The following is a 26613-nucleotide window of genomic DNA, read 5'->3' as shown; positions in this document are numbered from 1 at the left end:
ATGGGAAGAGGAGCGGGCCCGGACCGCCTCCGGCCGGCCGCTCCCCGTCCGTTCCCTCTTCTCCGTCTCTCTGTGGGGTGATCTCCGTGGCGGTCGTGACGATCGTCGGTGCCGGCGTCATCGGCGTCTCCTGGGCCCGTCTGTTCGGTGCGGCCGGCTGGGAGGTGCGCGTCAGCGACCCCCGGCCCGACCTGCGCGAACTGGTGGACCGCGAACTGGCGGGCGTGCCGGTCGCGGCGACCGGCGACCTGGCCGAGGCGGTCGCCGGAACGGACTTCGTACAGGAGGCCGGGCCGGAGCGCGTCGAGGTCAAGGAGCGGATGTTCGCCGCGCTGGCGGCGCACACGGGCGAGGACGTGGTGCTGGCCTCGTCCTCCTCGTCCCTGCTGCCCTCGGTGATCGCCCGGGGCAACCCGGCGGCGGACCGGATCGTGATCGGCCATCCCTTCAACCCGCCGGAGCTGATGCCGCTGGTGGAGGTGGTGCCGGGACCGGAGACCTCCGACCGCGCGGTGGACCGGGCGATCGAGGTCTACCGGGAGCTGGGGAAGCTGCCGGTCCGGCTGAAGAAGGAGATCCCGGGCTTCGTCGGCAACCGGCTCCAGAAGGTCTTCAACGACCAGTGCGCCTACCTGGTGCAGCAGGGCGTGATCGACGTGAAGGACCTCGACGACCTGGTCCGGGCGTCGCTCGGCCTGCGCTACGCCACGATCGGCCCGTTCGAGAGCGGTGTGCTCGGCGGGGGACCGGGGGGCATGCGGCACCTGGTCTCCCACGTCGGCGCGCAGATGACCTTCGAGCCCGGCGAGGCGGACCCGGCCCGGATGGGCGAGGTCCTCGACGCGGTCGAGGAGGCGTACGGCACCGGCGAGGAGGCGTACGAGCGCCTCGCCCGGCTGCGCGACGGACGGACCCGCGCCGTCCTCGAACCGCTGGGCTGGCCGGAACCCGCCTCCGCGGACGGCGACCGGCGGTGACCACGGGCCGGTCCGGCCGGTCCGGCCGGTCCGAAGCCCCGACGGCCCGACCGGCCACGACTCCGCAGGCCGACAGCCCGACGACCTGACAGCCCGACGACCTGACAGCCCGACGACCTGACAGCCCGACAGCCCGACCAACCCGACCGGCCCGGAACGCGGGACCGGCGGGCCGAGAAGAAGACTCCGCGAAGAAGACTCCGAGAAGAGAAACCGCCATGCCGAAGCCGACAGAACTGCTCGCGCTCCAGATCATCCCCGGGAAGGTGCTGCGGGTGAGCCTTCCGGACGGCCGGGTGCGCACCCTGACCGACCACGCGGGCGACGCCCCGGACGGGATCGTCGTGGAGTCCGGCGCCGTCTACTGGACCACCATGGGCGTCCCGACGAGCGACCCCGACACACCGGGCGAGGCCGGGCACGACTTCTCCCGCCCCAACGGCGGCCTCCACGCCCTGGACCTGGACGGCGGCTCTCCGCGCGAGGTGCTCCCGCAGGGGGCGCTGACCACCGGCAAGCAGCTGACCGGCGACGGTGCCGGGACGCTGTACTGGGGCGACCGGGAGGGCCACCGGGTCAGCCGGGTCCGTACGGACGGCAGCGGTCTGACCGACCTCGTGGTGAACCCCGCCGGGGACGGCATCATGGCCGAGTGCGTCGGCGTGGCGGTCGATCCCGCCCGAGGGCACCTGTACTGGACGCAGAAGGGACCGGCCAAGGGCGGCCGGGGCCGCATCCTCCGCGCCGGCCTGGAGATCCCCGCGGGCGAGACCGCCGCGAACCGCTCCGACGTCGAGGTGCTCTGGAGCGACCTGCCCGAACCGATCGACCTGCACCTCGACGGCGGCTGGCTGTACTGGACCGACCGGGGCGCGCCGCCCGCCGGCAACACGCTCAACCGCGCGCGCGTCCCGGAGGCGGGCGCGGCGGGGCAGGCGCCCGAGATCCTCGCCGACGGGTTCGCGGAGGCGATCGGCCTCGCCGTCGACGGCGAGGAGGGCATCGCCTACGTGTCCGACCTGGGCGGCCACATCCGCGCCGTCCCCCTGCCGGGCGGTCCCGCCGACGGACAGGAGCCCCGCGAGGTCGCGGCCCTGGGAGTCCCGCTGACCGGACTGTGCCTGGTGCCCCGGGACCCGTCCGGGCGCCCCGAGTAGACCCTTCATCCGCGCGCCGGAACGTGACGGAGCCCGGGAGCATGTCCAGCTCCCGGGCTCCAGCTTGCCACCCATTTGCGCACACCGGCGGCGTTTAAGAACCGTGGGTCATGTTGAGATCGACGTGTTCTGCCTTTGAACTACAGCGCCACGGGAGAGGCGCCGGGGGGACTTGAACCCCCATCCGTGGATGTTCGCCCACGCTCGGTCGATCCGGTGTTCGGCGGCGAATACTGAGACTGGAGCGAGAATCTGAGTTTCACGGGGCCGCCTCTGCCAGGCTTGGGCCACCCCCGCACGTGGTGCGGGGAGAGGGATTCGAACCCCCAACCGACACCCCTTCATCAGCTTCAACATCAGTTTCAGCTTGCGCTCATCGCGCACCCTCCGCTCGCGACGGAGGGCGTATGTGGGGGCTACCGGAAGAGGTAGCCGAATACCGCGTCGCCGACCCGCTGGTCGGTGACGTCGGTGTTGTTCGCCTCCTCGCGGGCGAACTTGACGGCCTGCTGGAGCTTCTCGACGCGATCGAGGAGCTCGTTGACCCGCCGGGCGGGCAGCGCGCCGGAGAACTTCACCGTGGTCCAGTAACCGACCGGGACGTCCTCGTAGTACACCTCGACCTGCGCCGGGTGCTTCTCCGTGGCCTCGGCCTTCACGTGGTTGCGCGGGACCTTCTTCGTGCGGATGGTCCGCACCGGGTCCGTCTTCCACGAGTCCGTCGAGGGGTCCAGGTTCCACGACTCGGAGGCGTCGAGCACCGGCAGCTTGCGCACGAAGGCGTGCAGGTCGGTGAGTTGCTTCTCCAGGAACAGCAGGTACGTGACGGGCACCTGGGGCAGCAGCACCGTACCGTCGACCACCACGTCCGCGACCGCGGACCGGTTCGCCCAGTCCTTCGTCGCGGTCACGTCGAAGAGCCGCGTCAGCGTCCCGGCGGTGGCCCGCAGAGCGTCCTCGGCCTTGACCTGCACCCGCGTGGACTCGGGCGGCAACTGCTCGCCCTCCTCGTCCTTGGGCTGGTAGGTCCGGGAGATGCCGGCCAGCAGGGCGGGCTTCTGCACGTCCTGGTGGGCCTGGGCGAGCTCCTGGAGGGCCTTGGACTTGACGCCCTTTTCGACGGCGATGATCTGATTCAGCTTGGGCACACGGCGAACCTAACAACCCCGCGCCGTACGCACATCCGATTAAACGAACGTCCCTTTCCTTCCGGTCGCCCGACTGGCTGTGCCCTCTCATGACCTTGGTTCCTCGCGGTCAGGCCCGGCGGGCGCAGGACGCGAGGCGATCGGCGAGCGCGGTGACGAGGTCGCGCAGTTCGTCGGGGCGCTCGATGACGAACGGCCGGTCGAGCGAGGCGAGTACCGGGGGCAACCAGTCGAGCCGCTCCGCCCGCAGCTCGACGCGCAGCCAGCGCTCGGTCGCCCGGTCCTGGCCCGCCGCCGGCTCGTGCTCCTCCAGGCTCGCGACGCCGGCGGGAAGGCGGGCGCGGATCTGCTCGACCGTCCCGTGGATCCGCAAGGTCACCTCATGCCGGTACCCGGCCGTGGCGAAGCCCGACAACACGCGCTGTGCCGGACCGGGACCCGCCGGTGCTTCGAATGAGCCGGGCAGGGTCCGCGCGTCTTCGATGCGATCGAGCCGGAAGGTTCGGTCCTCGCCGATCCGGGCGTCCTCGCCCGTGACGTACCACCGGCCCGCATGGGCGACGATCCCGTACGCGTGCAGGGTGCGCTCGCTGCGCCCTCCGTCGCGGTCGGTGTAGCGGATCGAGACCGGTCGGCGGTGGCGCACCGCATCGGCGATGGTGAGCAGGACCCCGGCGTCCGGGGTGTCGAACTCTCCGGGCTGTTCGGTGAAGGCGAGGGATTCCAGGAGTGTGTCGAGCCGGCGGGCGACGTGCTGGGGCAGCACCCTCCGGATCTTCGCCGATGCCGTCTCGTTCGCCGTGCGCTGCGTCGTCGTCAGCCCTGCCCGGCGGCCGGCGACCAGGCCGAGGAGCACGGCCAGCGCCTCGTCGTCGCTGAGCACGAGCGGAGGCAAGCGGTACCCGGGGGCGAGCCGGTACCCGCCGTAGCGGCCGCGCACCGATTCCACGGGCACGTCGAGGTCGATCAGCTGGTCCACGTACCGCCGTACGGTGCGCCCTTCGACGCCGAGCCGGTCGGCGAGTTCGGCCACCGTCCGGGTGCCGCCCGACTGCAGCAGCTCCAGGAGTGTCAGCACGCGGCCAGTGGGTCGAGGCATGTACACAACCTAACGCGAATACAGGACCGATTCTGTCCGCTATTTCTCCTAGCCTGCGACGTGCACGCCTCCAGCACGGCCAAGGAGATCCCCATGGACTTCGTCTCGATCCGCATCATCACCAGCGACGTAGCGCGTCTCGTCGAGTTCTACGAGCGAGCCACAGGAATGCGGGCGACGTGGGTCACCGAGGACTTCGCCGAACTCAAGACCCCGGGCGCCACCCTCGCGATCGCCGGCACCCGCACCGTCCCGCTGTTCGCCCCGGGCTCTGCCCGCCCGGCGGACAACCACAGCGTGATCACCGAGTTCCTCGTCGACGACGTGGACCGCGTTCACCAGAACCTGACCGGCTTCGTCACCGACTTCGTCAACGAGCCCACCACGATGCCCTGGGGCAACCGGTCGCTGCTGTTCCGCGACCCCGACGGCAACCTCGTCAACTTCTTCACCCCCGTCACCCCGGAGGCCATCGAAAAGTTCGCACGCTGACGCCACGCACAGCCGTCCGTGCGGGAGCCCCGAGATCCCGGGGCTCCCGGTGAACGCGGCCGCCGAGTCCAGGAGCGCCACCAGTCCCGCCCGCACCCCCAAACGCACCGGCACCGGCAAGGCCGGATACACGTACCCGCATGCGGCGCTCGACGACCACTCCCGGCTCGCCCGCACCGAGGCCCCGGACGATGAGAAGGCCGTCACCGCGGTCGCCTTCCGGCACCGGGCCGTTGCCTTCTTCGCCGCCGCGGCATCACACCGATCCGCCGCCGCCTCACCGACAACGGCGCGTGCTGCCGGTCTACGACCTGGGCCGGAGCGCTCGCCGCGACCGGTACGAAGCACAAGCGGACGAGGCCGTACACGCCGTGCGCGAACGGGAAGGCGGAGAGGTGCAACGGGACGCTCTCCCGCGAGTGGGCGTACGTCCGCGACGACACAACCGAGCGTGAACGCCGCGTCGCACTAGCGGAGTTCGCGCACTACTGCAACCACGAGCGGCCGCACGCCGCGCTCGGTGGCCGACCGCCCATCAGCCGGGCCGCCGGGAGCGACTACCGGATCGCCTTCGACCAGCCGCCCGAACCACTCGCGGACATCCCGCGGCAGCTCACCTTCGAGGACTTCGCGTGACCAAGGCCCCGGGACACCACAACTAGAAGAGGGTGTACGTGGTCAGGCCGAACAGGTCGGCGAGCGCCGTCAGGCCGAGGGCCGTGCCGCCGGCCAGCAGGGGAAGGGCGAGGACCAGCAGGACGACCAGCCCGGCGGCGAGCTGGGCGGCGTTGCGGCGCCGCAGCTGGTTGACGCCCGGGTTCCGCGGGTCGTAGACGATCTCCTCCTCGTCGCGGCCCCCGTTCGAGCCCCGGTACACGCCCGGTGCCCCTTCCGCGTCGGTGAACAGGTAGACGTACAGCGCGTCGGGGTCCCCCCGGTCGACGGACCCGGAGTTCTTCCGGTGCCCGTCCACCGTGATCCCCCGCACGGCCAGGACCCAGCCCTCGCGGACGGGCTTCCCCCCGAGGGCGGCCAGGGCGACTCCGCCGCCGACCGTCATCGGGACGAACAGCCAGCAGAAGGCCCCGGTCCAGTCCTCCGTGACCAGCAGCGCCGCCATCACCAGGAAGAACGCGGCGGCGACGGCCACGCCCGGCCGGACGGCGGGAAGGCCCGGACGGTCCAGGGGCTCGGTGGTGACCAGGGCGGAGCCGGAGACGTGCAGCTCGGCCCCGTCGCGCACCGGCAGCGCCTCGCGCAGGACGGCGGCGAAACGCCTCACCGCGCCGGGCCCGAGGGAGGTCAGCGCGTGGGTCCGCGCGGTCTCGGGCTCCTGCCCGGTCAGCACGACGGCGAGCGTGCGCCCGCCGGGGCCGCGCACCTCCACGCGCTCGATCGCCGCCACGGGTATCCGCCGGAGTTCGCGTCTCGACCCGAGCAACAGCTCTCCCGAGCGCAGCCGGGCGCGCCGTCCGAGGAGGCCGTGGAGTACGAGCGGGGAAGTGGTCGCCGAGGTCATCGCCCCACTGTAGGGACGGCCCGTCCGCCGCGTGGGCGCGGCCGGGAAAACCCCTCGCCGGACCGGTTCGGCCCGGCCCGGCGAGGACGTGCGCACCCACCGACCCCACGGCGGAAGTGCGTGCGGTACCGGCCCCGCGAGGGAGCCTCCCACCCGGCCCGCAGGGCTTCCGGGCCCGAGTCCGGGGCGGACGCGACGAGCGCCGGGGCGACGAAACCGAGGGGGCGCGCATGCGCTGCATCGGCTGCACGGAGCCAGGGCGGTGAGTACGACGACGCCCCGCCCTGCTCCCATGTCGGGTGGCGGGGTGGGGTATCCGTTGTTTCAGACTGTGAGCCGGCCGTCCTTGACGCTCTCGATGAACGCGGAAAACACGGCGGCCGGTACGGACAGAGCGGGGCCGCTCGGGACCTTGGAGTCGCGGACAGGAATGACGCCGAGGGTTGGCACGAGGTTGCGGGCGACCTCTACGCAGTTGCCGCCAGTGTCACTGTGGGAGGACTTGAACCACTGCGGGGTTTCGGTCACGGGTAGCCCTTTCGTGCCTCACGGATCAATTCGACCGTCGCGCTCTGCGAGAGGGCTTCGGCCTGCAACTGATGGTAGGCCGTCAACAAGGGGAGCAGCGTTGACGGGTCGCGCTCCAGGTACCCCCGCATCTGTGACTCCGCATAGGCGATCACGGTCATGTCCGGCATGGTCAACAGGTTCGTCGGCAGGTAGAGAGCGCGGTGCTCGCCCATCTCGAACGGTGCGATCTGGAGGACGGTGTTCGGGCGTTGGGCGAATTCCAGTAGGTGGTCGAGCTGCGCCCCCATCGTTCCGGGGCCGCCCACTCGGCGGCGGATGCAACTCTCGTCCATCACGACCAGCAGCATCGGCGGACGAGGGCGGGTGAGCGTGGCTTGCCGCTCCACGAGGAACGCCACCAACTCATCAGCCTGCTCGTGCGTTATGGCGCCCCGTCGGGCCTTGCTGTCCGCCAGGCAGCGCGCGTACTCCGGTGTCTGGAGCAGGCCCGGCACGATTCCGGTGTCGAACAGACGCAGTTCTACGGCTGTTCCCTCGTGTTCGACGTACTCGGGGAACCCCTCCAGGAGCGCCCCTTGCCGCATCTCGCGCCACTCGCGCTCAAACGTGTCCCCGCACTCAAGCGCGCTGTCTGCACGTCGCGCGAACCGAAGAGTCGGCATCTTGCGACCAGTTTCGACTGCCGAAATATGCGTCCCTGAATACCCCATCGGCACGCCCAACTCTTCCTGCGACAAGCCCCGTTCTTCCCTCAGCCTGCGCAGACGTGCCCCGAACGCAGCTTGCGGCGAGGACTCCGGGTCCAAGTCTTTACGGTTCACGGCCGTGCTCCCAACCTGCCGTCCTGTCTTGCCACGTTGAACGGCCCCGAGTCTAGGCCACGCTGATGACCCCTAGTAGTGGAAGCGCTACGGAGAGGAGTGACGGTGGTCGAGAGCATGTCCGGTCCGAGCCCCGAGCCGGCGGAGTCCGGGCCCGGCCTCGGGGCGTTCGTGGTGGACACCCTCACCGGAAAGGAGCGGCTCGGAAGAGTGGTGGCCGACGACGACGGCTGTCTGTGTCTGCGTCCCCCCGGCGGAGGCAAGGAGTGGACCGCAGTGGCCGGAGACCTACGTCCGCCCACGGAAGCCGAGTGGGTCCGTATCCGAATGCTCACCACGCCCGTGCCGGGTGCGCAGCCGTGAGCCGAGTACTGGCGCTGGTCAACTGGACCTTACGGGCCGACCGGGACGACGACGCCCCGCCGGTGACGTACCGGTTCCGGTGCCTGACGCTCAACGACGACGACACCGAGTGCGGGGCCGAGGGCGAGCCGGTCACAGACCCGGGAGCGGCGCAGGACTGGACGTTCGCGCACCTGCGTGAACACCCCGAGCACACCGGTTACGCCGGAGTCGTCGAGCTGCCTTATGTGATGTGGCGCGAGGGGCGAGCATGACCGGGGAAGCACGCCTTCTTGCCTACCGGGCCGAGGTCCGCGCGGAGGGCCCGGTGTACGGCACCGGTCGGGGCCCCATGGCTGCTCGGGCTCTTCCGGGTGCCCTCTCCGGAGCCGGCGCCGCGGTGGCTCCGGGGCGAGGCCCTGCGGACCGCGGACCGGCTCGACACCCACCGAGCCCGTGCCCGAGGAGCCGACGATCAGCACCACGGGCGACACCGACCGGGTGTCCGGCCCGGACGCCGACGAGCACCAGGACGACGACCAGGCGGACGTCGACACCGTGGCCCGGCTGCTGCCCATGGCGTAGGGGTAGCGCGCCGTCCTACAGGTTTCCCCGTCCACACGGGCGGGGCCGTGCAGTCCTGCGAACCGCCCGGACCACACCGGGCACGGGGGCCGCACCACGGGTTCCCCCTACGTCCCTCCCGGACGTGGACGGAGCCCGCTCACCGACTCCGTTCCTCGGTCCGGTCCCTGCCCACGGGGAGGGCCCGAGCCGGAGAACGGTTGAGCCCCGCCCTCCGACGGTCTCGCCGGACATCACGGAGGGCGGGGCGGAGTCCCTATCAGTGACAGAGACAGGAGAACGGTAATGCCCCACCTGTACGAGAGCGAGATCACGGGCGAGTTCGCGGCCCTCTGCGGCGGCGCCGGCGGCACCTCCAACGCGGAGAGCTGCCTCACCCTCGCCGAGCTGGCCGGCGGCGGCTACGCCCTCGGCGACAGCAAGCCGGAGGGGGCGGGGCGGCAGCTCCGCATGAGCGAGGCGGAGATCACCGCGTTCGCCGAGGCGTGGATGTCCGGCAAGCGCAGCGCGTCCGCCTGACGCGGCACCACGGGGGTCCGTACCGGTCGGGTGCGGGCCCCGCTGCCCCTTCCACAGATATCAGGGAGCACAACCGATGCCCTTGTCCGACCTGGTCGACAATGTGCCCGAGGTCTTGACCCGGTGGCCGGGCAAACCCCTCTTGTCCGAGCGGGACCCGAACTCGTTCGCGCACCTGCTGACCCTTGCCGAGGTCAATGCGCTCGTTGACGCGCACTGCCTCGCCGCCCGAAACGTCGTGCTGCTGAAGGACGGCGAGATCATCGGCCGGGAGACGTACGTCTCGGGCGACATGCCCCGCCCGGGAGCCATCCGCGCGCACCTGGACCAGGGCGGCACGATCACCCTCCGGGATCTTCAAGCACTCAAACCGGCGGTCAGCCGACTGCGTGACGAGATCCGGCAGGAAACCGGCTGCCGCGTCCACATCAACGCGTACATGACCCCGCCCGGCGGCCACGGGCTCACGTACCACTACGACCCGTACGCAACGCTGATCATTCAGGTAGCGGGCCGGAAGGCGTGGCCGCTCCACCCGCCGGTCGTGCGGAACCCCATGGGCGAGCACGGGGCGTTCGAGGAGCGGGGGTTCACGCGCGAGGAATGGCAGTGGCTCGCCACGACTCCGCCGGCGCAGACCATCACCCTTGAGCCGGGCCGTGTCCTGTGGCTCCCTCGCGGCTACATCCACGCGCCGTACACGGTGGGCGAGGAGACTTCGCTCCACTTGACCGTCGCGCTCAAGGAACGGACGCGGCACTGGCTCGCCGAGCGCGTAGCGGCCGAGGTCCTGGCACAAGCGCTCGTGGACCCCGCGCTACGGGCCGAAGTCCCTCCCGCCGAACTCCTCGACGCCCCCGGCTCCGCCATCGAGCGGGCGCGCACGTACCTGCTCGGAGCGCTGCTCACGATGACACCCGACGACGTGGCCGGACTCGTTCGAAGGACGGCAAAGGGTGTCGCGTGAAGAGGGGTCCCCCGGCTCGTACGCTCCGAGCGTGACAGCTCACTGGCACGCGTACGCGTACACGGGGCGGAAGCATTCGGACGCGGACATCCGCCGTGGAACGGCGCCGGTCAACTATCCGCCCATCGAGATCGCGCATTGGCTGCGGCGTCCGGCCACACACGTGGCCGACACGTTCGCGTACGGCCCCGAGGGGGTGGACAGGGCGGTGGCGTGGCTGGAAGGCGAGCTGACGCAGAACCCGCCTCTGGATGAAGAGCACCACCCCGTTTTCGAGCGTCTGGAAGGTGGCCGGCGAAGTCTCATGGCCACGACCACCATCCTCGCCACCGGGGACACGCCGACCGTGCAGCGGGCGAGGGACGCCGTGTACGGCTACTGGTCGAAAACCGGCCAGTACGTGTCCCGCGCGGTGATCGCCTGCCCGCGCGGGGCGGGTGACGTGTGCCCGTACGGCATGGGGTAGACCGGCCCTCGCCACACCGCACACCCCTGCTGCCCCGTCCGCGCGTCGCCCCCGCGACGCACGGGCGGGGCTCCCGCGTCTCCGGGCCCGGGGAGCGGCCGTGCGCCTCTGCGGCAACACGCGTCGGCTTCCCCGCGTGGAGCTGCTGACTGCCGTGCGGGACGCCGGGGCGAAGGAGAGCGACCGCGATCCCGGCCCGCTGAACACAGCGCACCAGTGGCCCCCCCGCCCCCTACTGGACGCAGAACTCGTTCCCCTCCGGGTCCGCCAGGACCACCCACGACCCCGACGGCTCGTCCACCTCCCGCAGGACCGTCGCGCCGAGGCCGCGCAGGCGGGCGACCTCCTCGTCGCGGGTGCCCTCCTCCGTGTGGAGGTCCAGGTGGAGGCGGTTCTTGGCGGTCTTCGGCTCCGGGACGCGCTGGAAGAGGATGCGACGGCCCCGGCCCGTGTCGGTGGCCTCGTCGTAGGGGTCGTCCGGGTGGCGCACGGCGGCGAGGTCGCGCCAGCCGAGGCGTTCGCGCTCCGTGCCCCCGTGGACGGTGGCCGTGGCCTCCAGGGGGGCGGCGCCCAGGTCGAGGAGGCGGCGGACGAGGCCGCTGTGGTCCTCCTCCCGGTAGCGGAGGGCGCCCGCCCAGAAGGTGGCCTGGGCGTGCGGGTCGGCGGCGTCGAGGACGAGCTTCCAGTGCAGTGCGTTCATGTAACCAGTTATAGTGGTTACATGCCTCGGACCGCCACCGGAATGACCCTCTCGCACCACGACGGGCAGACCTTCCGCTTCGACGCGGGCGCCCTCTGCCTCGAACTGCTCCTCACCGGCGGTCCCGGCCCGGTCGCCTCCCGGTACGAAGTCCTCGACCGCGCCGAGGGCCTGCTCGCCTGGGTGCGGAACTGCCGGCTGGCCCCCGGCCCGGACCTGACCGTCACCGGCGCGGAGCTGGCGGCGGTACGGGAAACGAGGGACGCCCTCTGGGGCCTCGCCCTCGCGCGGGCCGAGGGGAGGCCGTACGCCCCCCGGGAACTGGCGGTGGTCAACGCCGCCGCCACCGGCGCGCCCCTCGCCTCCCTGATCTCCGCCGACGGCACGCGCGCGTGGGCCCCCGGCGCCACCGGGGCCGGGCTCCTGGCGACGCTCGCCCGCGACGCGGTGGACCTCCTGACCGGGCCGTACGCCGACCGGATCCGGGTCTGCGGCGCCGCCGACTGCTCCCTGCTCTTCGCCGACACCTCGCGTCCCGGGCACCGCCGCTGGTGCTCGATGGACCGGTGCGGCAACCGCCACAAGGTGCGGGCCCACCGGTCCCGCACCCCTTCGGAAGGAGAAACGTGATGCCCGTGGGACTGACGCGGGACGCCGGCTGGGAGATCGGCGTCTCGAAGACCCTGCCCCTGCCCGTGGCGGCCGTCTGGGACTTCCTGGTCTCTCCCGGGGGCCTGGCCCTGTGGCTCGGGCCGGGCGCCTCGCTGCCCCCGGCGGGCGACCCCGCCCTCCGGAGCCTCCGGCCCCGCGACCGGGTCCGCCTCTCGTACGGCGGGACCGTCCTCCAGGTCACGGTCTCCCCGGCGGGCGACGGCCGGACCGTCCTCCGCTTCCACCAGGAACACCTGGCCGACGCGGAGGAACGCGAGCGCCGGCGCGCCCACTGGAAGGCCGTGACGGCGGAGATCGCGCGGACCCTCGCCCCCTAGGGGGCGGGGACCCGCAGGTGGTCCAGCAACCCCTCCGGCTCCGGGTACGGCTCCTCGCGGGGGAGCAGCGCGCGGGCCCCGTCGAGGTCACCGGCCCGGACCAGCGCGTGGACGCGGTGGGCGAGCGGGGTCACGTCGGTGACGGACACCGTCCACTCGTCCGCGTACCGCCGGACCGCCTCGCCCGACAGGCCGAGCTGGAGCGAGCGGTACGGGAGCGGACGGAGGCGCAGGTCCCGCTCCGGGTCCCACTGCACGCGGGCCGGGGCGCTCCGCAGCTCCCGCCGCCACGCGTCCCGGTCGGGGTGGAGGCCGCGGTCGTGGTGGGAGAGGCAGGCGTTCCGCAGGGCCCACTCGAAGCCCTCGCGGGTGATCTCCACGGCGAGGACCGTCTCCTGGCCCTCCTTCGTGCCCCAGCCCGAGCGGTACATCATCCACAGGAACGACGGCTTGATCCACGTCATGCGGTCCCGCTTCCAGAGGGCCGGAAACCGCCCCTCCCGCGCCGTCGGCAGCCCGATCGCGGGCGGGTACGCCTGGTGGACGGTGACGGTACGGGCGGTGTGGACCGCGCGCACGCGGCACCTCGGCTCTTCCGGCTCTTCCGGTTCTTCCATGCGCCTCAGGGTGGGCGAAGTCCCCGGGCGGGGCCATCGATTATTCCGGCCGGGAGCCGTTCCGGCCGACGGCGGCCAGGGCCGCCCGTGCCGGGACCGCCCGTACCGGAACCGTCCGGCCGGGACCGCCCGTGCCCAGGGCCGCCCGCGCCCGGAGCCGTACCGCCGTCACCCCCGGTCCGTCGGGGCCGCCGGAGTCCCGGCCCCCGTCGGCGCCTCGGCCTCCGCCGGAGTTCCGGCCCCCGTCTCGGCCCCCGTCGGCGTCCCCACCCCCGTCGCCCCGGCCGCGGCCGCCTGGACCGCCGCGGCCTCGGCCGCCGCCCTGCTGCGGCGGCCCGTGCGCAGCGCGTCCCAGGTGAGGATCGTCAGGGCCAGCCAGACGAGGGAGAAGCCCGCCCACCGCTCCGGGGGCATCGCCTCGTGGAAGTAGAGGACGCCCAGGAGGAACTGGAAGGTCGGCGCGAGGTACTGGAGGAGCCCGAGCGTCGACAGCGGTACGCGGATCGCCGCCGCGCCGAAGCAGACCAGCGGGACCGCCGTGACCAGGCCGGTGGCGGCGAGCAGCGCGGTGTGGCCGGCGCCGTGCGCGCCGAAGGCCAGGGTGCCCCGGGTCCCGAGCCAGACCAGGTAGGCGAGGGCGGGCAGGAACTGGACGGCGGTCTCGGCGGCCAGCGACTCCAGGCCGCCGAGGTTGACCTTCTTCTTCACCAGGCCGTAGAGAGCGAAGGAGAAGGCGAGGACGAGCGAGATCCAGGGCGGCTGCCCGTATCCGATCGCGAGGACGAGCACGGCGGCGAAACCGATCCCGACCGCCGCCCACTGCGCCGGGCGCAGCCGTTCCTGGAGGACGAGGACGCCGAGGGCGATGGTGACGAGCGGGTTGATGAAGTAGCCGAGGGACGCCTCGACGACGTGGCCGCTGTTGACGGACCAGATGTACAGGCCCCAGTTCACCGTGATGACGGCGGCGGCGACGGTGACCAGGCCGAGCTTGCGCGGGCTGCGCGCCAGCTCCCGTATCCAGCCCCAGCGGCGCAGCGCGAGGAGGGCGAGGGCGACGAAGACCAGGGACCACGCCATGCGGTGGGCGAGGATCTCGATCGCCCCGGCGGGCTTGAGGAGCGGCCAGAAGAGCGGGACCAGGCCCCACATGCCGTAGGCGCCGATCCCGTAGAGCAGTCCCGCTCGTCCCTCGTCGTCCTTCTTCACCGGACCTCCCGCCCCGTACCGTGCCGCCCTGCCGGCCGCTCTGCCGACGGTAGCTCCGCACGGGGCGGGTTGTCATGCCCGTACCGCTATACGGTCATGACGGCCGGTGCGCCTCGCGGGAGGCGTCCGGAGCCTCCCCGATCGAGACGGCGACCGGGGTGGTCGGGCGGCCGGTCGGCCGGGCCGGGAGCTCGCCCGCTGGACCGGATGCCGGGTCCGGGCCGCCGAAGAGGCGCGCGTGCGTTACGACACCGTGCACGAGGCGTCTCAATGACGTTGTAGACCCGCGCAGTTGACCCACGGACCCGTACGATCTCCTGCACCGGCCGGGGGATCGTACGAGCGACCGTGGGGGAATCGTGGGGGACGCGTACGGAAGAACGCTGCGCACCGGTGCCGTGCTGGCGGCGGGCATGGCACTCCTGGCGGGCTGCTCGCCGGGAGGCGGCGGGGACGGCGGGAAACCGCCCGCGAGCACACCGCCCGCGAGCACACCGGGCGCGAGCACGTCCGGGGCCCCGGCCCCGTCCCCGACGCCGACCGCGCCCCCCTTCGCCGCGGACCCGAAGAAGGCCCCGCGCACCGAGGCCGACGCCCGGCGGATGGCGCTCGCCTTCGTGGCGGGGCCGGACGACTGGGGGCCCGAGTACGTCAAGCGCAGTTCGTTCCTCAGCGCCCCCGGCTCCTGGCCGGTCCTCGACGCGAACTGCGCCTGGGAGGCCGCGAGCCTCCCGGTCTCCGTCCTCTACAGCGTCACCGCCCACAGCGAGATCCCGGCCGCCGGCGGCAAGGGCCCCCTGCGTGTCGCCGCCACCGTCACCGTCCATCGCACCGAGACCGACGCCGACTGGGAGATGGCGGAGACCCTGGAGGAGGCGCTGCGCTGCCCCGACCAGCAGCTGCGCGAGGGCGAACGCATCAGCCGCCTCATCTCGCTCGCCCCCTACACCGTCGGCGAAAGCACCGCCACGACCGACTTCATCACCGAACGCGGCTCGTACCTCAACGACGCCTTCGAGAAGCCGCAGTTCTACAGCTGGTTCCAGAGCCGGGTCGGGCAGGTCAGTGTCGCCACCGTCGTCAAGGGAGCCCCCGGCTACACCGAGGAGGAGACCACCGCCGCCCAGGTCCGGGCCAATGTCGTCATGCAGGACCGGGTCAAGAAGCAGTTGGGAGCCCCGTCATGAGCCCGATGGCCCAGCCCGACCCGAGGCCCGTTCCCCGGCCCGGCGCACTTGATCCCCTCCTCCCCGCCGACCCCTCCACGATCGCCGGCTACCGGCTCCTCGGCCGCCTCGGCGCCGGCGGCATGGGCGTCGTCTACCTCGGCCGCACCGGCACCGGCGAACTCGCCGCCGTGAAGGTCACCCACGCCGACCGGGCCGACCGGGCCGACTTCCGGGCCCGCTTCCGCCGCGAGGTCGAGGCGGCCCGCCGGGTCGCCAGCCCCTGGGCCGTGCCCGTGACCGGCGCCGACCCCGACGCCCCCGAGCCGTGGATGGCCACCGCCTTCGTGCCGGGACCGTCCCTCGGCGAGGCCGTCCGCGCGCACGGGCCGCTGCCCGGACGGAGCGTACGGATCCTCGGCGGAGCCGTCGCCCGCGCCCTGGCCGCCGTCCACACGGCCGGGCTCGTCCACCGGGACGTGAAGCCCGGCAACGTCCTGCTCGCCGTCGACGGCCCCCGGCTCATCGACTTCGGCATCGCCCGCGCCACCGGAGAGACCGGGCTGACCTCGACCGACATGGTCGTCGGCACGCCCGGCTTCCTCGCCCCCGAGCAGGCCGAGGCCCGCGCCGCCGAGATCGGCCCCGCCGCCGACGTCTTCGCCCTCGGCTGCCTCCTCGCCTTCGCGGCGACCGGCCGCCCCCCGTTCGGCGCGGGCGCCCCGGACGCGCTCCTCTACCGGACCGTGCACGACGAGCCCGACCTCGACGGCGTGCCGGAGCCGCTGCTCGACCTCGTACGGCAGTGCCTCGCCAAGGAGCCGGCGGCCCGCCCCACCGCCGACGAGGTCGCCCTCCGGCTCACCGAGGACACCTCCGACACCCCCGCCGGCTGGCTGCCCGCCCCCGTCGTCGCGGACGTCGCCGCCCGCTCGGCGGCCATGCTGGCGCTCCCCGACATCGACCCGACCGCGCCCGGCACGGTCCCCGCCGCCCCGGCCGGGCCCGGCCGACGCGGCTTCCTGCTGCTCGGCGCCGGTGCCGCGGTGCTCGCGGCGGGCGGCGCGTACGCCCTGTGGAACTCCGGGCGCGACGGCACCGGCGACGGGAAGCCCTCCGCGCCGAAGCCCCGGAACACCTGGGCCATCGGCGTCCTCGCCGACCTGTCCGGACCCGCGCAGGAGATCGGCAGGGCCCAGGAGCGCGGCGCCCGGCTCGCCGTCGAGCGGTTCAACGCCGTGCACGGGGGCAAGCCCTTCACCCTCGAACTCAAGGTCTCCGACGACCGCGGGGACCGTGCCGGCGCCCTCGCCGCCGCCCGCCGGCTCACCTCCGACCCCTCCGTGCTCGCCGTCCTCGGCCCCACCTCCGACGACACGGGCGTCGCCGCGCTCCCCGCCTTCGAGGAGGCCGGCGTGCCGCTCCTCACCGTCTCGGCGGGCTACCACCTCTTCACCCTGCGCGGCGCGTCCGGAGCGCCGAACACGACCGTGCTGCGCGCGATCCCGAACCACATCATCGCGGGCACCTACCTCGCCTGGGCCGCCACGCTGCCGTCGCGGATCCGCCGCCCCGGCGTCCTCCAGGAACGCACCGACGACCAGTACAGCTGGCAGTACGTCAGAGGAGTCGGCTTCGGCTTCAAACAGGCCGGCGTCGCGCCACACTTCCGGGTGGTCCCGGGCCGGGCCACCGACTACCGCCGGATCGTCGGCGAGATGATCGACGCCGGCATCGACGCCTACGTCCACTGCGGCGACCGCTCCACGGCCGTCCTCGCCGCCCGCGCCCTGAACCAGCTGGGCTTCACCGGGCCCCGGTTCACCGGCCAGCACGTCCTCGGGTCCGCGTTCCTCCAGGAGGCCGGCGAGGACGCCGAGGGCTGGTACGTCTGCGCGCCCGTCGTCGACCCCGTCCAGCGGGCCGCCGACACGAAGCAGAAGGCCGCCGACCGCGAACTCGCCCAGGACTTCCTCGACGCCCACCGCGAGCGCTACGGCACCGCCCCGGCCTTCTACACCGGCGAGTCCTTCGACGCGGTCAACCTGGTCACGTCCTGGCTCTCCTCGAACGCCGCCAAGGGCCCGCCCGCCCGCAAGGGCCTGTGGGAGGCCCTGCGCAAGCGGAAGCACACCGGGGCCATGGGCGGTTACTCCTTCGCCGACAACGGCGAACTCATCGGCATCGGCACCTTCCTCTACGGCGTGCGGAAGGGGGCCTACACGTTCCTCGGCCCCGCGCCCGCGGAGCCCCGCAAGCCCGAGAAGGCATGACCGTGCAGCCGCTCAGGAAGACCGACCCCTCCTCGATCGCCGGTCACCGCCTCCTCGGCCGGCTCGGCGCCGGCGGCATGGGCGTGGTCTACCTCGCCCGGTCCGCCGGCGGCGCGCTCGCCGCCCTCAAGCTCATCCGCGCCGAGCACGCCGCCGACCCCGGCTTCCGGGAGCGGTTCCGCCGCGAGGCCCGCGCCGCCGAGCGGATCACCGGCCGCTGGGTCGTCCGCGTCCTCGGCGCCGACCCGGAGGCCCGGGAACCGTGGCTCGCCACCGAGTACGTGCCCGGCCCCTCGCTCGCCGAGGCCGTCGCCCTGCACGGCCCGCTGCCCGAACCGGCCGTACGGGCGCTCGGCGCGCGGCTCGCGGACGCCCTCGCCGGCGTGCACGCGGCCGGACTCGTGCACCGGGACGTCAAGCCCGGCAACGTGCTGCTCGCCCTCGACGGGCCCCGGCTCATCGACTTCGGCATCGCCAGGACCGCCGGGGCGACCGCGCTCACGGCCACCGACGCGATGATTGGCACCCCCGGCTTCCTCGCCCCCGAGCAGGCCCGCTTCCTGGGCGCCGGCGAGGTCGGACCGGCCAGTGACGTCTTCTCGCTCGGCTGCGTCCTCGCGTACGCGCTGACCGGGGAGCGCCCCTTCGGCACGGGCGCGGTGGCCGCGGTCGTCTACCGCACCGTCCACGAGGAACCCGACCTCGACGGCCTGCCCGAGACGCTGCTGCCCCTGGTCACGGCCTGCCTCGCCAAGGACGGCGCCGACCGGCCGAGCACCACCGAGGTGCGGGACGCCCTCGGCCCGCACGAAGGCCCGGCGGCGGGCGACTGGCTGCCGCCCGGCCTGCCCGCGCTGATCGCCCGGCGCTCCTCGCGGATCCTGGACCTGCCGGTCGCCGACCCGACCGTGCTCGAACCGGAGGGACCGGAGGAGCCCCCGCGCCGGCGCTTCCTGGCCCTCGGCGCGGCCGGGGCCGTCGCGGCCACGAGCGGCCTCACCGCCTGGCTGCTCGGCCGCGACCCGGACACCCGCACGGGCGGCGGCGGTACGGGAGCGCCGAGGGCGGCGTACACGCTCGGCGTCCTCACCGACCTCAGCGGCCCCGGCAAGGCGGACGGACGCGCCCAGGAACGCGGGCTGCGCCTCGCCGCGGAGACCTTCAACGCCCGCGCGGACCGGCCCTTCGACCTGGTCCTCAGGGTGGCGGACGACGGAGGAGAGCCCGGGCGGGCCACCGCCGGGGCCCGCGCCCTCCTCGAGGAGCCCGCCCTCGTCGCCGTCCTCGGCCCGACGACCACCGAGACGGCGATCGCGGCGGCGAACGTGCTCGTCGATCCGAAGGTGCCGGTGCTGAGCGTGGTGGCGACGGTCGCGGAGGGGGTGATCCGGGGCCAGTCGCCGGAGATGCGCACGTACTTCGAACTGCGGCCCTATCCCGAGTTGATGATCGCGCCCTTCGGTCGCTACCTCACCGAGCACGGTCTCGGCCGCACCGCCGTCATCGAGGACCGGGCGGCCGGAACCTACAGCTGGCTCGTCGCCCGGAACCTGAAGGGATCGCCCCCCGCCGGCGGTACGACCACCGTGCACCGGGTCGCGGCGGACGGCGAGGACTTCGGCCCGGCGGTCCGGGACGCGCTCGCCACTTCCCCGACGGGCGTGGCGTACCTGGGGAGGTCGCCGCGCCGGGCCGCCCTGTGCGCCAGGGCCCTGCGACAGCGGGGGTACCGGGGCCCGTGCGGAAGCGTCGAGTCCGTGCTCCGGCCGGAGTTCCTCGCCGTGGCGGGGTCGGCCGCCGAGGGCTGGTACTTCGGGGCGGGCTACACCGATCCGGACACGATTCCGGCCGCGAAGGGGTTCGCGGCCGCGTACCGCGAGCGCTGGGGGCTCGCGGCCACGGATCCGGTCGACCGGTTCGCGGTGGAGTCGTACGACGCCCTGTCCTGGACGGCGCGGGCGCTGCGCACCGCCGCCGGGAGGAACGCGAGGTCCCCGGCAGCGGCGTTGTCGTACGCGTTCATGAAGGAGCACAAGGCGTACCGGGGGCTGGTGAGGTCCTACGGTTCCCGGGCCAACGAGAACTCCGCGTCCGCCCTCGAAGGGCTGTTCCTCTGGCGGATCCGCTCCGGGAGGCCCCGCTGCCTCGGCCCGTACGCCGAGGCGGCGAAGCGCGACTGACCGCGCGGACGGACGTCAGCCGACGACCGTCCAGGTGTCGTTCCCGGCGAGGAGCCGTCCCAGGTCGCCCCTGCCGTGCCGCTCCACGGCCGCGTCGAGCTGCTCGGCCATCAGGGCGTCGTAGACCGGCCGCTCCACCGACCGGAACACCCCGACGGGGGTCCGGTGGAGGGTGTCGGGGTCCGCGAGCCGGGAGAGCGCGAAGGCGGTGGTGGGGGAGGCGGCGCGGGCGTCGTGGACGAGGACGCGCGCCTCGTTCTCCGGGGTGACCGTGACCACGTGGAGGTCGCCGGTGTCGGGGTCCCGCACGACGCCCTTCTCGTTCTCCGCGCCGAAGCGGATCGGCTGCCCGTGTTCGAGCCGGATCACCGCCTCCCGCGCCCGGTCCTTGTCCTTCAGGACCTCGAAGGCGCCGTCGTTGAAGATGTTGCAGTTCTGGTAGATCTCCACGAGCGCGGTGCCGTCGTGCTCGGCGGCCTGCCGCAGCACCCCGGTCAGGTGCTTGCGGTCGGAGTCGACCGTACGGGCCACGAAGGAGGCTTCCGCGCCCAGCGCGAGCGAGACGGGGTTGAAGGGCGCGTCGAGCGAGCCCATCGGCGTCGACTTGGTGACCTTGCCGACCTCGGAGGTGGGGGAGTACTGGCCCTTGGTCAGCCCGTAGATCCGGTTGTTGAAGAGCAGGATCTTGAGGTTCACGTTGCGGCGCAGGGCGTGGATCAGGTGGTTGCCGCCGATGGAGAGCGCGTCGCCGTCGCCGGTCACGACCCAGACGGACAGGTCGCGGCGCGAGGTGGCCAGACCGGTGGCGATGGCCGGGGCGCGGCCGTGGATGGAGTGCATCCCGTAGGTGTTCAGGTAGTACGGGAAGCGGGAGGAGCAGCCGATGCCGGAGACGAAGACGATGTTCTCCTTCGCCAGGCCCAGCTCCGGCAGGAAGCCCTGCACGGCGGCGAGGACGGCGTAGTCGCCGCAGCCGGGGCACCAGCGGACCTCCTGGTCCGACTTGAAGTCCTTCATGGACTGCGGGGCCCCGGCCTTCGGCACCAGGTTCAGGAGCGAGTCACTGCGCGGCTCAGCCATCGATGGCCTCCTTGAGGACGGCGGCGAGCCGTTCGGCCTTGAACGGCATGCCGTTGACCTGGGTGTGACTGCGGGCGTCGACCAGGTACTTCGCCCGGATCAGGGTCGCGAGCTGACCGAGGTTCATCTCCGGGACCACGACCTTCTCGTACCGCTCCAGCACCTCCCCGAGGTTCTTCGGGAAGGGGTTGAGGTGGCGCAGGTGGGCCTGGGCGACGGGCAGCCCGGCGGCCCTGAGGCGGCGGACGGCCGCCGTGATCGGCCCGTAGGTGGAACCCCAGCCCACGACCAGGGTGGACGCGCCGTCCGGGTCGTCCACCTCCAGGTCCGGGACCTCGATGCCGTCGATCTTGGCCTGGCGGACGCGGACCATGAAGTCGTGGTTGGCGGGGTCGTACGAGATGTCGCCGGTGCCGTCCTGCTTCTCGATGCCGCCGATGCGGTGCTCCAGGCCGGGGGTGCCGGGCACGGCCCACGGGCGGGCGAGGGTCTCCGGGTCACGCTTGTACGGCCGGAAGACCTCGGTGCCGTCCTCCAGGGCGTGGTTGGGGCCGGTGGCGAAGGGGGTCCTCAGGTCGGGCAGCTCGGCCGTGTCCGGGACGCGCCAGGGCTCGGAGCCGTTGGCCAGGTAGCCGTCGGAGAGCAGGAAGACCGGGGTCCGGTACGCGAGCGCGATCCGGGCCGCCTCCAGGGCCGCGTCGAAGCAGTCGGCGGGCGTCCTCGGCGCGACCACCGGGACCGGCGCCTCGCCGTTGCGGCCGTACATCGCCTGGAGGAGGTCGGCCTGCTCGGTCTTGGTCGGCAGGCCGGTCGACGGGCCGCCGCGCTGGATGTCCACCACCAGCAGCGGCAGTTCGAGGGAGACGGCCAGGCCGATCGTCTCCGACTTCAGCGCCACGCCGGGGCCGGAGGTGGTCGTCACGGCGAGGGAGCCGCCGAAGGCCGCGCCGAGGGCGGCGCCGATCCCGGCGATCTCGTCCTCGGCCTGGAAGGTCCGCACGCCGAAGTTCTTGTGGCGGCTCAGCTCGTGCAGGATGTCCGAGGCCGGGGTGATCGGGTACGAGCCGAGGTAGAGCGGCAGCTCCGCCCGGTCGGCGGCGGCGATCAGCCCGTACGACAGCGCCAGGTTCCCGGAGATGTTGCGGTACGTGCCGGCCGGGAACGCCCGCGCGGCCGGGGCGACCTCGTAGGAGACGGCGAAGTCCTCGGTCGTCTCGCCGAAGTTCCATCCGGCCCGGAAGGCGGCCACGTTGGCCTCGGCGATCTGCGGCTTCCCGGCGAACTTCCGGCGCAGGAACGCCTCGGTGCCCTCGGTCGGCCGGTGGTACATCCACGACAGCAGCCCGAGCGCGAACATGTTCTTCGACCGCTCGGCCTCCTTCCTGGGCAGGCCGAACTCCTTCAGGGCCTCCAGGGTCAGCGTGGTCAGCGGCACCGGGTGGACCCGGTAGCCGTCCAGCGAGCCGTCCTCCAGGGGCGAGACCGCGTAGCCGACCTTGGCCATGGCGCGCTTGGCGAACTCGTCGGTGTTGACGATGATCTCGCCGCCGCGCGGCACGTCCCCGATGTTCGCCCTCAGCGCGGCGGGGTTCATCGCGACCAGCACGTCCGGCGCGTCGCCCGGGGTCAGGATGTCGTGGTCCGCGAAGTGGAGCTGGAAGGACGACACGCCCGGCAGCGTCCCGGCGGGGGCCCGGATCTCGGCCGGGAAGTTCGGCAGCGTGGAGAGGTCGTTCCCGAAGGACGCCGTCTCCGAGGTGAAGCGGTCGCCCGTGAGCTGCATGCCGTCGCCCGAGTCGCCCGCGAAGCGGATGACCACCCGGTCGAGCCGGCGGACTTCCTTCCCGGTGCCGTGCGGGGACGTCGCCGGGGCACCGCGCTGCTCCCCGAGCAGGGCCTCACCGGCCTCGCTGCTGACCTGGCTGGTCACTGAACTGGACCTCCCTCGTCGCAGGGGGGCTCTCCGCCGGAGGCGGGGAGCGGCTCGGGGAGCGGCCGGCCGATCACCGTCCGTCCCGTCGCCCACCCTACGACGGGAAGGGGGAACCGCCCGGGACTTCTCGCATCGCGGATCCGGTTTCGGGACGCCCTTTTGCCCGGTGACGTCCCGTTGTGCCGTCACCGGGCGCATTTGGAAGATCGCGTTCCGTTTCATTCCCGGGGGTGTGCGGCGGGCGCCCGGGGCCGCGCCGCCCGGTCCTTCAGGACCTCAGGACCTCAGGAACTCAGGACTTCAGGACCTCAGGTACGTCAGCACCGCCAGCACCCGCCGGTGGTCGCCCTCGCTCGGCGAGAGCCCCAGCTTCAGGAAGATGTTGCTGATGTGCTTCTCCACCGCGCCGTCGCTCACCACCAGCGCCTTCGCGATCGCCGAGTTCGTCCGCCCCTCCGCCATCAGGCCCAGGACCTCCCGCTCGCGCGGGGTCAGGTTCGCCAGGACGTCCTGCCGGCGGCTCCGGCCGAGCAGTTGCTGCACGACCTCCGGGTCCAGGGCCGTACCGCCCCCGGCGACCCGGACGACCGCGTCCACGAACTCGCGGACCTCCGCCACCCGGTCCTTCAGGAGGTACCCCACGCCCCGGCTGGAACCGGCGAGCAGCTCGGTGGCGTACTGCTCCTCCACGTACTGCGAGAGGACCAGCACCCCGAGCCCGGGGTGCTCCCCGCGCAGCCGCACCGCCGCCCGCACGCCCTCGTCCGTGTGCGTCGGCGGCATCCGCACGTCCGCCACCACCACGTCCGGCAGCGCGCCCGCGGCGGCCAGCTCCGCCACCGTCTCCACTAGGGCCTCGCCGTCGCCCACCTTGGCGACGACCTCGTGCCCCAGGTCGGTCAGGAGCCGGGTCAGCCCCTCCCTCAGCAGCACCGAATCCTCGGCGATGACCACGCGTACCCGCCCCGCCACGTCCCGCTCTCCCACGCCCCACAGCCCTTACGTTCCGGTCCTCGGATGAGGCCCCCAGCATCCCATCCGGGGCCCGCCGTCACGCGCGTGTCCGCCAGGGCAGTTCGACGGTCGCCGTGGTCGGCCCGCCCGCCGGGGAGTCCACCACCAGTACGCCGTCCACCGCCCCGACCCGCTCGGAGAGCGCCTCCAGGCTCCGCCCGGCCGCCCGCTCCGCCCCGCCGGTCCCGTCGTCCCGGACCTGGAGCATCAGCCGGTCGTCCACGCGCCACACGTCCACCCGGGCGCTCCGGGCCCGCGCGTGGTCGGTGACGTTCCGCAGGAGCTCCGAGACCGTGAAGTACGCGAGGCCCTCGATGGCCGCGGCCGGCCGCTGCGGCATGTCCACGTTCACCGACACCGGGACCGCGCAGCGCGCGGCCACCGCCGAGAGCGCCGCGTCCAGGCCCCGGTCGGTGAGGACGGCCGGGTGGATGCCCCGGGCCAGGTCCCGCAGCTCCCGGAGGGCGAGCTTCACCTCGCCGTGCGCCTCCTCGACCAGGACCGCCGCCGCCCCCGGGTCCTCCGCCAGCCTCTCCTTCGCGCGCCCCAGGTCCGTGGCGAGCGCCGAGAGCCGGGCCTGCGCGCCGTCGTGCAGGGCGCGCTCGATGCGCCGCAGGTCGGCGGCGGCGGTGTCCACCAGGACGCCCCGGTCCGACTCCAGCTCCGTCACGCGCGAGGCCGGCCGGGACGGGCCGAGCAGCCCGGAGACCAGGAACCGGTCCACGGCGACGAACCCGCGCAGCACCCACGGCCCCACCAGCACGACCGCCAGGCCGACCAGGCAGGTCGCCGTGACCTCGAAGGGCGAGTCGAGGAAGAAGTCGTGCGTCCCGTCGCCGTACAGCTGGAGGCCCTCCTGTCCGGTGTACGCGGGGAACACCCACCGCCACAGCGGATAGGTGAAGAAGGCCCAGCCCCACGCCCAGAGCGCCGTCGTCACCGAGAAGGTGAACACCGCCCAGGGCAGGTGCACGACCGCGTACAGCAGGTGCCGCCAGGACGCCCCGCTCTTCAGCACGGCCCCCATCCACGAGAACGCCCCGCCGGTCCGGCCGCGCACCGGCTCCGGCGCCGCCACGTCCAGGCCGAGCAGCGCCCGCGCCCGTGCCCGCTCCACGACCCCGAAGCCCCGGCACAGGGCGAGCGCCCCGGCCAGGACCGGCACCCCGAGGAAGGTGATCAGCAGACCGGCGCCGGCCGAGACGAGGGAGACGGAGAGCGAGAACCAGCAGACGCTCAGGGGCAGCCCGATCAGCACGTACCCGAGGGCGCGCCAGGTGCGGCCCTCGAACGGCGCGCGGATCGCGGCGGGGAGACGGGGAGAGGCCATGACGGACGTCCTTCTCTGCTGGTGGGCGGGGAGCATGTGTTCCAGGGTTCCGTCCCGGCGGGCGCCGGACCATGAGGGGAGTCGGCGTCTGCGGACGGGGGTTTTCCCCACCCCGGGCGGTCGGCGGGCCCCGTCCGGCCGGGGCACGGGACCGGTCGGCCGGGCCGCGGGTCCGTCCGGCCGGGTCGCGGGTCCGTCCGGTCGGTCAGCGGGCCGACGGCCGCCCCCGCCACGGCAGTTCCGCCGTGACCGTCGTCGGGCCGCCCTCGGGGGAGTCCACGACGAGGACGCCGTCGACCGCGCCGAGCCGTTCCGCGAGCCCGGCGAGCCCCGTACCGCCGTCGAGGCGCGCCCCGCCGGCCCCGTCGTCCCGGACCTGGAGCATCAGCCGGTCCCCCGCCCGCCACACCTCCACGGAGGCCGACCGGGCGCGGGAGTGCTTGGAGACGTTCTGGAGCAGCTCCGAGACCGTGAAGTACGCGATGCCCTCGATCGCCTCCGCCGGACGTTCCCGGAGGTCGGCGTGGACCGTCACCGGCACCGTGCAGCGCGCGGAGACGGAGGACAGGGCGGGGCCGAGCCCCCGGTCGGTGAGGACGGCCGGATGGATGCCCCGGGCCAGGTCCCGCAGCTCCTGGAGGGCGAGCTTCACCTCGCCGTGGGCCTCGTCGACCATCGCGGCGGCGGCCTCCGGGTCGTCGTGCAGCTTCTCCTTGGCCAGACCGAGCCCCATCGCGAGGGCCACGAGCCGGGCCTGCGCGCCGTCGTGCAGGTCGCGCTCGATGCGCCGCAGGTCGGCGGCGGCGGTGTCCACGACCACGCCCCGGTCCGACTCCAGCTCCGCGATCCGCCGCTCCAGCTCGTCGGAGGGCGCGAGCAGCCCCCGGACCATGCCCCGGTCGGCGTTGGCCAGCCAGCGGGACACGAAGGGCAGGACCGGCCAGAGGACGACCAGCGAGACCAGCGTGACCGTGAACGTCAGGATGCCCCAGGGCAGCCGGATCAGCCCGTACAGCTGGGTCCGCCAGGCCACCGGGTCCTTCAGGGCGGTCCACAGCCAGGGCAGGAAGCCGTCGTGCCGGGGCAGCGGGGACGGCTCGGGCACCGCGACGCCGAGCAGCGCCCGGCCCCGCGCCCGCTCCGACCGGCCGAGCAGCCGGGCGCCGCCGAGCCCGAGGGCGAGCAGCGGCAGGCCGACCACGGTGACCGAGAGGCCCACGCCGAGCAGGACGCTCACCACCGCGTACACGAAGCCCACCAGCGTCGTGAGGAGGTTGGAGAGGAGGAAGACGATCTCCTTCCAGGTCTCCTTCCCGTAGGCGGGACGCGGACGCGCCGGGGAGGCGGCGGGCGTGACGGCGGGATCGTGATCGGTGGTCATGGACCTCAGGGTGCCGGGTCGGGGGCGCGCGGCACCATGGGGGAGGTGGGCCGGTGGGAGGGGGGATATCCCCACCGGGGCGCGGCGGGGACGTGGCCGGGGTGCCCCCGGAGCGCGG

Annotated in this window: 27 protein-coding genes; 14 read left to right on the top strand and 13 right to left on the bottom strand. The window is 73.3% G+C overall.

Features of this window, described 5'->3' with window-relative positions; all coding sequences use genetic code 11:
• Window positions 1-86 precede the first annotated feature (86 nt).
• A complete protein-coding gene (locus ACFYZY_RS00915; RefSeq protein ID WP_388688198.1) occupies window positions 87-977 on the top strand; it encodes a 3-hydroxyacyl-CoA dehydrogenase NAD-binding domain-containing protein in 891 nt (296 codons plus the stop codon).
• A gap of 218 nt (window positions 978-1195) precedes the next feature.
• A complete protein-coding gene (locus ACFYZY_RS00910; RefSeq protein ID WP_388688195.1) occupies window positions 1196-2134 on the top strand; it encodes a hypothetical protein in 939 nt (312 codons plus the stop codon).
• Window positions 2135-2550: 416 nt separating this feature from the next.
• Here the strand turns inward: ACFYZY_RS00910 and ACFYZY_RS00905 are convergent, their stop codons facing one another.
• On the bottom strand, window positions 2551-3282 hold the full coding sequence (locus ACFYZY_RS00905) for a hypothetical protein (RefSeq protein ID WP_388688193.1): 732 nt from the start codon (window positions 3280-3282) through the stop codon (window positions 2551-2553).
• Between the two features lie 109 nt (window positions 3283-3391).
• Window positions 3392-4381: a helix-turn-helix transcriptional regulator gene (locus ACFYZY_RS00900; RefSeq protein ID WP_388688191.1), complete on the bottom strand. Its 990-nt coding sequence runs from the start codon at window positions 4379-4381 to the stop codon at window positions 3392-3394.
• A 93-nt stretch (window positions 4382-4474) separates the two neighbouring features.
• Between ACFYZY_RS00900 and ACFYZY_RS00895 the strand changes: the two genes are divergently transcribed.
• Both ACFYZY_RS00895 and ACFYZY_RS00890 read left to right on the top strand, forming a co-directional pair.
• Window positions 4475-4873 carry a VOC family protein gene (locus tag ACFYZY_RS00895; protein WP_388688779.1) on the top strand — a complete coding sequence of 133 codons (399 nt, stop codon included), beginning with the start codon at window positions 4475-4477 and terminating at the stop codon, window positions 4871-4873.
• Between the two features lie 255 nt (window positions 4874-5128).
• The gene (locus tag ACFYZY_RS00890) at window positions 5129-5509 is read left to right on the top strand and encodes an integrase core domain-containing protein (protein ID WP_388688777.1); all 381 of its coding nucleotides are present in this window, start codon (window positions 5129-5131) and stop codon (window positions 5507-5509) included.
• 22 nt (window positions 5510-5531) lie between these two features.
• Here ACFYZY_RS00890 and ACFYZY_RS00885 read toward each other — a convergent pair whose 3' ends face one another.
• The 3 genes from ACFYZY_RS00885 to ACFYZY_RS00875 form a co-directional block, all read right to left on the bottom strand.
• The gene (locus tag ACFYZY_RS00885; protein WP_388688188.1) at window positions 5532-6392 is read right to left on the bottom strand and encodes a hypothetical protein; all 861 of its coding nucleotides are present in this window, start codon (window positions 6390-6392) and stop codon (window positions 5532-5534) included.
• Window positions 6393-6716: 324 nt separating this feature from the next.
• The gene (locus tag ACFYZY_RS00880; protein ID WP_388688186.1) at window positions 6717-6920 is read right to left on the bottom strand and encodes a DUF397 domain-containing protein; all 204 of its coding nucleotides are present in this window, start codon (window positions 6918-6920) and stop codon (window positions 6717-6719) included.
• Window positions 6917-7744 carry a helix-turn-helix transcriptional regulator gene (locus tag ACFYZY_RS00875; RefSeq protein ID WP_388688183.1) on the bottom strand — a complete coding sequence of 276 codons (828 nt, stop codon included), beginning with the start codon at window positions 7742-7744 and terminating at the stop codon, window positions 6917-6919. Before ACFYZY_RS00875 ends, ACFYZY_RS00880 begins: the two co-directional genes overlap by 4 nt.
• Before the next feature lie 359 nt (window positions 7745-8103).
• On the opposite strand from ACFYZY_RS00875, the gene ACFYZY_RS00870 reads away from it, so the two are divergent.
• From ACFYZY_RS00870 to ACFYZY_RS00850, 5 genes are all read left to right on the top strand, one after another.
• Window positions 8104-8361 (top strand): hypothetical protein, encoded by a 258-nt coding sequence (locus ACFYZY_RS00870; protein ID WP_388688180.1) that lies wholly within the window; start codon window positions 8104-8106, stop codon window positions 8359-8361.
• Between the two features lie 181 nt (window positions 8362-8542).
• Window positions 8543-8671, top strand: a complete 129-nt coding sequence (locus ACFYZY_RS00865) for a hypothetical protein (RefSeq protein ID WP_388688177.1) — start codon at window positions 8543-8545, stop codon at window positions 8669-8671.
• A gap of 285 nt (window positions 8672-8956) precedes the next feature.
• Complete coding sequence (locus ACFYZY_RS00860; RefSeq protein ID WP_388688175.1) at window positions 8957-9190, top strand: DUF397 domain-containing protein; 234 nt, start codon at window positions 8957-8959, stop codon at window positions 9188-9190.
• A gap of 76 nt (window positions 9191-9266) precedes the next feature.
• The gene (locus tag ACFYZY_RS00855; RefSeq protein ID WP_388688172.1) at window positions 9267-10157 is read left to right on the top strand and encodes a JmjC domain-containing protein; all 891 of its coding nucleotides are present in this window, start codon (window positions 9267-9269) and stop codon (window positions 10155-10157) included.
• 31 nt (window positions 10158-10188) lie between these two features.
• The gene (locus ACFYZY_RS00850) at window positions 10189-10623 is read left to right on the top strand and encodes a hypothetical protein (protein WP_388688170.1); all 435 of its coding nucleotides are present in this window, start codon (window positions 10189-10191) and stop codon (window positions 10621-10623) included.
• A gap of 232 nt (window positions 10624-10855) precedes the next feature.
• Here the strand turns inward: ACFYZY_RS00850 and ACFYZY_RS00845 are convergent, their stop codons facing one another.
• Entirely contained in the window at window positions 10856-11323 is a 468-nt protein-coding gene (locus ACFYZY_RS00845; RefSeq protein ID WP_388688167.1) for a VOC family protein, read from the bottom strand.
• Window positions 11324-11344: 21 nt separating this feature from the next.
• Between ACFYZY_RS00845 and ACFYZY_RS00840 the strand changes: the two genes are divergently transcribed.
• Window positions 11345-11953, top strand: a complete 609-nt coding sequence (locus tag ACFYZY_RS00840; RefSeq protein WP_388688165.1) for a CGNR zinc finger domain-containing protein — start codon at window positions 11345-11347, stop codon at window positions 11951-11953.
• A complete protein-coding gene (locus ACFYZY_RS00835) occupies window positions 11953-12312 on the top strand; it encodes an SRPBCC domain-containing protein (RefSeq protein WP_388688163.1) in 360 nt (119 codons plus the stop codon). Before ACFYZY_RS00840 ends, ACFYZY_RS00835 begins: the two co-directional genes overlap by 1 nt.
• Here ACFYZY_RS00835 and ACFYZY_RS00830 read toward each other — a convergent pair.
• Entirely contained in the window at window positions 12309-12929 is a 621-nt protein-coding gene (locus ACFYZY_RS00830) for a DUF4291 domain-containing protein (RefSeq protein ID WP_388688160.1), read from the bottom strand. The genes ACFYZY_RS00835 and ACFYZY_RS00830 overlap by 4 nt on opposite strands.
• Before the next feature lie 168 nt (window positions 12930-13097).
• A complete protein-coding gene (rarD, locus tag ACFYZY_RS00825) occupies window positions 13098-14138 on the bottom strand; it encodes an EamA family transporter RarD (protein WP_388688158.1) in 1041 nt (346 codons plus the stop codon).
• A gap of 359 nt (window positions 14139-14497) precedes the next feature.
• Here rarD and ACFYZY_RS00820 point away from each other — a divergent pair, with 359 nt between their 5' ends.
• Genes ACFYZY_RS00820 through ACFYZY_RS00810 form a run of 3 tightly spaced genes read left to right on the top strand, consistent with a single transcriptional unit; the run spans window position 14498 to window position 19757 of the window.
• The gene (locus ACFYZY_RS00820; RefSeq protein ID WP_388688156.1) at window positions 14498-15325 is read left to right on the top strand and encodes a hypothetical protein; all 828 of its coding nucleotides are present in this window, start codon (window positions 14498-14500) and stop codon (window positions 15323-15325) included.
• Window positions 15322-17577, top strand: coding sequence for a bifunctional serine/threonine-protein kinase/ABC transporter substrate-binding protein (locus ACFYZY_RS00815; protein ID WP_388688154.1), 2256 nt, complete (start codon window positions 15322-15324; stop codon window positions 17575-17577). The genes ACFYZY_RS00820 and ACFYZY_RS00815 overlap by 4 nt, the downstream gene beginning before the upstream one ends.
• A gap of 2 nt (window positions 17578-17579) precedes the next feature.
• Window positions 17580-19757, top strand: coding sequence for a bifunctional serine/threonine-protein kinase/ABC transporter substrate-binding protein (locus ACFYZY_RS00810; protein WP_388688775.1), 2178 nt, complete (start codon window positions 17580-17582; stop codon window positions 19755-19757).
• A 15-nt stretch (window positions 19758-19772) separates the two neighbouring features.
• On the opposite strand, the gene ACFYZY_RS00805 is transcribed toward ACFYZY_RS00810, so the two are convergent.
• The 5 genes from ACFYZY_RS00805 to ACFYZY_RS00785 form a co-directional block, all read right to left on the bottom strand.
• Window positions 19773-20837, bottom strand: coding sequence for a 2-oxoacid:ferredoxin oxidoreductase subunit beta (locus ACFYZY_RS00805; RefSeq protein ID WP_388688150.1), 1065 nt, complete (start codon window positions 20835-20837; stop codon window positions 19773-19775).
• Window positions 20830-22767 (bottom strand): 2-oxoacid:acceptor oxidoreductase subunit alpha, encoded by a 1938-nt coding sequence (locus ACFYZY_RS00800; RefSeq protein ID WP_388688148.1) that lies wholly within the window; start codon window positions 22765-22767, stop codon window positions 20830-20832. Before ACFYZY_RS00800 ends, ACFYZY_RS00805 begins: the two co-directional genes overlap by 8 nt.
• Before the next feature lie 303 nt (window positions 22768-23070).
• Window positions 23071-23742 carry a LuxR C-terminal-related transcriptional regulator gene (locus tag ACFYZY_RS00795; protein ID WP_388688773.1) on the bottom strand — a complete coding sequence of 224 codons (672 nt, stop codon included), beginning with the start codon at window positions 23740-23742 and terminating at the stop codon, window positions 23071-23073.
• Between the two features lie 79 nt (window positions 23743-23821).
• Window positions 23822-25114, bottom strand: coding sequence for a sensor histidine kinase (locus tag ACFYZY_RS00790; protein ID WP_388688146.1), 1293 nt, complete (start codon window positions 25112-25114; stop codon window positions 23822-23824).
• Between the two features lie 205 nt (window positions 25115-25319).
• Window positions 25320-26495 (bottom strand): sensor histidine kinase, encoded by a 1176-nt coding sequence (locus ACFYZY_RS00785; RefSeq protein ID WP_388688143.1) that lies wholly within the window; start codon window positions 26493-26495, stop codon window positions 25320-25322.
• Window positions 26496-26613: the final 118 nt, after the last annotated feature.

The sequence above is a fragment of the Streptomyces sp. NPDC001744 genome, assembly GCF_042892575.1.
Lineage (GTDB): Bacteria > Actinomycetota > Actinomycetes > Streptomycetales > Streptomycetaceae > Streptomyces.
Note: the sequence above shows the minus strand (reverse complement) of the source record. Positions and strands in the feature narration are given on the sequence as shown.